Raw genomic sequence first — 6,041 nt, forward strand, 5'->3', positions numbered from 1 at the left:
ATGACGGCCCCTCCCGTCTCGCGTGCCCCCTGGATCCTGGGCCGCCCGGTGCTCCTCGAACACGCCGCCGAGGAGTTCCTGAACGAGATCACCCGGCAACAGCCCTGGCGGCGGGCCAGGTACGAGGCGCTGCTGGAGAGCCTGGAAGAGTCCCTGGGCCACCCGGCTCCACTGCTGGCCTACACCCGCCTGACGGGTGAGACGTGGCGGCGCGCCCTGCCCGAGGAAGACCGCGCCGACGCCGCCGAGCTGCTGGACGCCTTCCGCGCCTACCTGCGCGACTGGGGCTGGCTCGACCACGCGCGGCCCGTGAACCTGCCGGACTGAGCCGAACAACCAGCAACAGGAGGCGTGCGCCGGGAAATGGACTTTTCGTCCGCCCGGCGCACGCCCCTTGGCTCATACGGTTTCCGTCCAATCCGTTATCGAATCGGGAAAGCACCGATTCGATAACTCCTTTCCCGGCAACCGTTCCTTTCCTGCTCGCTCCGCTCGGGTTGAACAGTTTTTGTAACTGTTCAACCGGAATCCGTATCAGTCAGCCACCACAGGCAACTCCTGCACCCGCACCCCCAGCAGCCCCGCGAGGTCGAGCAGTTGCACGGGTTCCACCGTCACGCCCGCGACCTCCCGCAGACCCAAGCGGGTGCCCGCCAGTTCCGAAGCCCGCAGGTCGGCCCCGTCCAGGTCCGCACGCTGGAAGTCGGTGCGGGGCAGGCGGCAGCCGCGGAAGACCGCGCCGGGGAGCTTCGCCTCCAGAAAGGTGGCCTCCCCGAAATCGCTCTCCTCGGCCCAGAGGTTGCGGGTGTCGGCCCGCTCCCACAGCGAGAGCCGCGCCTGCACGCGGGTGAGCCGGACATGCCTCAGCCGCGCCGCCGGGAGGTGCAGGCCCATCAGGCGGCAATCGCTGAACTGCACGCGCTCCAGGCTGGCCTCGCTCCAGCACGCGGCACTCAGATCACTGTCCTCGAATCGCGCGTCCACGAAACGGACGTGGGACCACGCCGCCCGCGAGAAGTTCACCCTCCGGAACACCACTTGCTCGAAGGTGACGGCGTGCAGCGTGCGGCCGCTCAGGTCCGCGCCCTCCAGCACCCGGCCCCGATACACGCTCTCGTCTTCCAGGTGTTTGGCGGTCATGGGCAACAGCCCGCCGCGCGGGAACTTCGGGGCGGCGGGGGGCTTGGGTGCGTCGAGGGTCACAGCGTCAGAATCTCATGGCCCCTGGGGGTGACGACCACCGTGTGCTCGAACTGCGCGCTGGGTTTCTTGTCAGCAGTGATGACGGTCCAGCCGTCGCTCAGCAGGCGGGTGTCGGGCGTGCCCAGGTTGATCATCGGCTCGACGGTGAAGACCATGCCGGGCTGGAGCTTGAGTCCGGTGTAGCGCGCGCCCCAGTGGTAGATGGTGGGTTCCTCGTGCAGCCGCTTGCCGATGCCGTGGCCGGTGTACTCGCGCACCACACCATAGCCCCGGCCCTCCGCGACCGTCTGAATGGCGTGCCCGATGTCGCCGGTGCGGTTGCCGGGCCGTACGACCTCCAGCCCCGCCTTCAGGCTCTCGCGGGTGGTGTCCACCAGCCCCTGCACCTCCGGACTGACCTGGCCCACGGTGTAGGTGTAGCAGGCGTCCCCGTACACGCCGTCCAGCAGCACGCCGATGTCCACGCCGATGATGTCGCCCTCCTTCAGCTCCAGAGGGCCAGGTATCCCGTGGCAGATGACCTCGTTCACGCTGGCGCAGATGGTGGCGGGAAAGGGATTGTTCCTGGGGCCGTAGCCGAGGTAGGCGGGCGTCGCGCCGTTCTTGCGGATGTGCTCCTCCGCGATCCGGTCGAGTTCGGCCAGCGTCACGCCGGGCTTCACGAAGGGGTCGAGGACACGGAACGTCTCCGCCACGAGCGCCCCCGCACGGCGCATGGCTTCAATCTCGCGGGCGGATTTCAGGGCGATGCGGCTCATAACGTACGAGGCTAGCACGCCCCATGGGGACAGCCCCCGGCGCGTATCACGGTAGAGCACAGGACCGTCGGGCGCGGTACGCTCCTTCCCATGAAAGTCGTCATCAGCGTGGACATGGAGGGCGTGTGCGGTGTGGCCTCGTGGGTGCAGGTCAGCCCGCCGGAGTTCGGGGGCCTGGTGAACGCTACGGAGTATCAGGCGGCCCGTGAGCGGATGACGCTGGAAACCGCCGCCGCCGCCGAGGGCGCATTCGCGGGCGGCGCAACCGACGTGCTGGTCAACGACAGCCACGACACCATGCGGAACCTGCTGCCGGAGTTGCTGCCGGAGGGGGTCTGCTTTACCAGCGGCAACGACAAGCCGCTCAGCATGGTGCAGGGCGTGCAGGAGGAAGGCGTGGGCGCGCTGCTGTTCGTGGGCTACCACGCGCGGGCGGGGAGCGTGCGCGGGCCGCTGGCACACACCTGGAACGGCTTTATCCGCAACGTCCGCATCAACGGGCGTGACACGGGCGAGTATGGCCTGAATGCCCTGGTCGCCGGGCATTACGGCGTGCCGGTGGTCTTTGCCTCCGGGGACGACGTGGCGCTGGCCGAGATTGGGGACGAACTGGGCGAGCAGGTGGTGCGCGTGGCGGTCAAGGAGGGCCTCAGCAGCTTCGCCGCCGTCCACCTGCACCCGCGTGAGGCGCAGCGGCGCATCCGCGAGGGCGCGGAGCAAGCCGTGCGGGCCGCGCAGGAAGGCAGGCCGTACAAGACCACCTGGCCGGCCCGCGTGGAACTCAGCTTCAACCACCAGGCCCGCGCCGACCAGTGTGAGCGGGTGCCCAGCGTGGAGCGGGTGGACAACGTGACCGTCGCGTACACCAGCCCGGACGCCCTCCACCTCTTCCAGTCCTTCCGGATGCTGGCGAAGGTGGCCGAGGTGCGGCTGGAGGGGTGAGAGCAGGCGTCACCACTCGAAGAAGAGGGCGTCACCGCGAGAGAGCTGGCGCGAGCGTTTCCACTCCGGTCCTTCAAGAAGGCCCAAAGCCCGCAGGTCCTCTGGAGTGGGACTGGCATTGAGCCAGGCCGCATCCGGCGTGAGCCACCCGGCGGCCTGCCACCAGGCCACCAGGGGTGGAGGATTGATATAGGAATGGCCCCAGGCCACCCAACTGGAGGCCCACACATCAAGACTTGCTTGCAGGGCCTGTGCATCCACAAACCCCAGGACAGGCACCACCCGGTGGAAGCGCAGCTCCGCCCCCGCTCCACCGTGTGGCCCCTGCAAGGTGAAGGATTCCATCTGTTTGTCAGGAGGTGACGCGGAGAAGGGCTGCAAGTGCCACCCGGTTTCCCGGGCACAGCGGTGCAGCTCGGCATGAAGGCGGGGCAGGGGGTGGTCTTCCAGTCCCGCCAGGTCATCTGCCAGCCACACTTCCACCACCGTGGGCATCCCCCTTCCCCTAGCCCAGCGCCGCCCGCAGCCGCTCCACGTCGGTCTGCCACTCGTCGGCATCCTGACTGTCGGCCCAGAGGTCGGGGAGTTCGCTCTCGGGGCCGAGGACACGCTCCAGCGCGGCGCGGGCCAGTTCGCGCAGGGGTTCCAGCTCGGTGAGGTTGGCGCTTGCAACCCAGGCACGCAACGGGGCGTCCGTGATGCCTCCCGTCTCGCCCGTCAGCGCGGCAGCCAGAATCTCGGCGGCGGCCAGGACGCGGTGGCCTTCCTCAGCGGCCAGGAACCCGGTGTCGGGGTCGAGGGCCACGTCGAAGGCTTCGGCGAGGGCGAACGCGCCGTCCTGCACGACCTCCTGCGCGAAGGCCGCACCCACTTCATTCTCGAAACTGCCCGTGCCCCAGACGTTCATGGGTTCAGGGTAACCGCTTTTCATGTCGCACGAGCCTAATGCCCAGCGGCTCCAGCCCGTTCGCCAGTTGCTCCAGCAACGCCGGCTCTCCCGTCTGGAGGTGCAGGTCGCCCTCGTGGCATAACTTCACCTCCCATGCAAACGGCACGGTCCCAAACAGAAACCAGTCGTCGTGACCTAACCGCAAGCCCTGCGCCTGCCGTTCCCGGAGCAGGGCCGGGAAAGCGGCGAGCGGCACCGGCAAGGTGACCCACTGCCACGCCTCGAAGGCCGGATTCTCATCAAAGGCCGAGGCGCTCCAACCGTGCATGGTTTCCAGCGTTTCGACTCCGCAACAGGCCAGCGCACCGACCAGAACGGTCACCACCTCCGGCCACAGCAGCTCTGGCAAAGGCGCAGGCTGGCTGAGCCACTCGGCGGGCGAACCGGGTGTTATGCGCCGACCTCCTCCCGCCCGTACCGCTCCTCCACGTACTTTTCGAGCAGTTCCTGAAACTCCTCCGCGATGCGCGGCCCTTTCAATGTGGTCAGCAATTTGCCGTCCTGGTAGACGGGAGCGCGGGGGTCCTCGCCGGTGCCGGGCAGAGAAATGCCGATGTTGGCGTGCTTGCTCTCGCCGGGGCCGTTGACGATGCAGCCCATCACGGCGACCTGCATGTCCTCCACGCCGGGGTAGCGGGCCTTCCAGTCGGGCATGGCCTCCCGGATGTAGTCCTGAATCTTTTGCGCCAGGGTCTGGAAGAAGGTGGAGGTGGTGCGCCCGCAGCCGGGGCAGGACGTGACCTGCGGGAGAAACTGCCGCAGGCCCAGGCTCTGGAGAATCTGCTGGGCGACCTCGACTTCCAGCTTGCGGGACGCACCGGGTTCGGGCGTCAGGCTGACGCGGATGGTGTCACCGATGCCCTCCGTAAGCAGCGGCGCGAGGGCCACGCTGGAGGCCACCATGCCCTTCATACCCATGCCCGCCTCGGTGAGGCCGAGGTGCAGCGGGTAGTCGCACAGCGGCGCGAGCTGGCGGTAGACCTGCCACAGCTCGGGGGCCGAGCTGACCTTGACGGAGATGATGATCTGGTCGTGCGGGAGGCCCAGCCCCTCGGCATACGCGGCGCTTTCCAGGGCGCTGGTGACCATCGCGTCGATCATCACGTCGGTGCCGGACCGGGGGCTGCCCAGGCGGGCATTCAGGTCCATCAGGCGGGCGAGGACCTGCTGGTCGAGGCTGCCCCAGTTCACGCCGATGCGGACGGGTTTGCCGAATTCCTTGGCGACCTCGATCATGGTGGCGAAGTTGGCGTCGTGGTGCTGCCCGGCTCCGACGTTGCCGGGGTTGATGCGGTACTTGGCGAGCAGACGCGCCGTTTCGGGATACTCGCGCAGCAGGATGTGGCCGTTGTAGTGGAAGTCCCCGACGATCGGCACGTCGATGCCGACTTCATGCAGGCGGGCGACAAGTTCGGGGACGGCGGCGGCGGCCTCGCGCGTGTTGACCGTTACGCGCACGATCTCGGACCCGGCCCGCGCAAGCTGCGCGACCTGAAGGGCGGTGGCCTCGGCGTCGGCGGTGTCGGTGTTCGTCATCGACTGCACGACGATGGGATGCTGACTCCCCACGGGGACACTCCCGACCCAGGTGGTCACGGTCTGACGGCGCGGCGTACTCATACCTGTTCAGTCTACGCGTGTGGGTCCGGCGCATTCGGGGTGAATCGTCACGGGAAGAGGGGTGTGGCCTCCCCTGCGTTCACGGCACCAGCCCGCGGGTGGGCTTCTCCGGCCACGGTCCTTCAGCCCGTCTGTTTGCACGTACTGGCTTCTGCCTCACAAACATGGAGCCTGTCCAGGCCGTCCCCCTGAACAGGCTTCCGCTCATGTGGGGAGCTTAGCTCGACTTTGTCCATTGACAGGCCGCCCGAGAACCGGGCGGCCTGTCAGAGTCAACAGTATGTCGTTGCCTCCGTGGTTCACGTTGATCATCGGTGCTTTCACACCCGTGTTTTCGAGGCGTGTCTGGCCCCAGGTTCAACTGCTGCTGATCGGGGCGATTCTGGCACCGGGCCAGCGAACGGTGACGGCAACCTTGCGCGTTCTGGGGCTGGCCGACGAACCAAAATTCGTGACCTATCACCGCGTGCTCAACCGGGTCCGCTGGTCAAATCTGCAAACCAGTCGGATTCTGCTGCGGTTGCTGATCCACACCTTTGTGCCCCAAGGACCAGTGGTCCTTGGGCTGG

At 67.6% G+C, this 6,041-nt stretch carries 9 protein-coding genes; 3 read left to right on the plus strand and 6 right to left on the minus strand.

Annotated elements, in window-relative coordinates; all coding sequences use genetic code 11:
* Positions 1-327 carry a hypothetical protein gene (locus tag ABEA67_RS04895; protein WP_345461721.1) on the plus strand — a complete coding sequence of 109 codons (327 nt, stop codon included), beginning with the start codon at positions 1-3 and terminating at the stop codon, positions 325-327.
* 207 nt (positions 328-534) lie between these two features.
* Here the strand turns inward: ABEA67_RS04895 and ABEA67_RS04900 are convergent, their stop codons facing one another.
* Positions 535-1,203 (minus strand): pentapeptide repeat-containing protein, encoded by a 669-nt coding sequence (locus ABEA67_RS04900; protein WP_345461724.1) that lies wholly within the window; start codon positions 1,201-1,203, stop codon positions 535-537.
* The gene (gene map / locus ABEA67_RS04905; RefSeq protein WP_345461727.1) at positions 1,200-1,961 is read right to left on the minus strand and encodes a type I methionyl aminopeptidase; all 762 of its coding nucleotides are present in this window, start codon (positions 1,959-1,961) and stop codon (positions 1,200-1,202) included. The genes ABEA67_RS04900 and map overlap by 4 nt, the downstream gene beginning before the upstream one ends.
* Before the next feature lie 90 nt (positions 1,962-2,051).
* Between map and ABEA67_RS04910 the strand changes: the two genes are divergently transcribed.
* Positions 2,052-2,903: a M55 family metallopeptidase gene (locus tag ABEA67_RS04910; protein ID WP_345461730.1), complete on the plus strand. Its 852-nt coding sequence runs from the start codon at positions 2,052-2,054 to the stop codon at positions 2,901-2,903.
* Positions 2,904-2,912: 9 nt separating this feature from the next.
* Here the strand turns inward: ABEA67_RS04910 and ABEA67_RS04915 are convergent, their stop codons facing one another.
* Genes ABEA67_RS04915 through ispG form a run of 4 tightly spaced genes read right to left on the minus strand, consistent with a single transcriptional unit; the run spans position 2,913 to position 5,472 of the window.
* The gene (locus ABEA67_RS04915; RefSeq protein WP_345461733.1) at positions 2,913-3,398 is read right to left on the minus strand and encodes a hypothetical protein; all 486 of its coding nucleotides are present in this window, start codon (positions 3,396-3,398) and stop codon (positions 2,913-2,915) included.
* Positions 3,399-3,408: 10 nt separating this feature from the next.
* Positions 3,409-3,810 carry a DUF4259 domain-containing protein gene (locus ABEA67_RS04920; protein WP_345461736.1) on the minus strand — a complete coding sequence of 134 codons (402 nt, stop codon included), beginning with the start codon at positions 3,808-3,810 and terminating at the stop codon, positions 3,409-3,411.
* A 4-nt stretch (positions 3,811-3,814) separates the two neighbouring features.
* Entirely contained in the window at positions 3,815-4,201 is a 387-nt protein-coding gene (locus tag ABEA67_RS04925) for a hypothetical protein (RefSeq protein ID WP_345461738.1), read from the minus strand.
* A 41-nt stretch (positions 4,202-4,242) separates the two neighbouring features.
* Positions 4,243-5,472 (minus strand): flavodoxin-dependent (E)-4-hydroxy-3-methylbut-2-enyl-diphosphate synthase, encoded by a 1,230-nt coding sequence (gene ispG, locus ABEA67_RS04930; protein ID WP_345461740.1) that lies wholly within the window; start codon positions 5,470-5,472, stop codon positions 4,243-4,245.
* 280 nt (positions 5,473-5,752) lie between these two features.
* Here ispG and ABEA67_RS04935 point away from each other — a divergent pair.
* On the plus strand, positions 5,753-6,041 hold a 289-nt coding region (locus ABEA67_RS04935; RefSeq protein ID WP_345461742.1), incomplete at its 3' end, for a transposase.

Origin of the sequence: Deinococcus carri (assembly GCF_039545055.1) — a bacterium.
GTDB lineage: Bacteria > Deinococcota > Deinococci > Deinococcales > Deinococcaceae > Deinococcus > Deinococcus carri.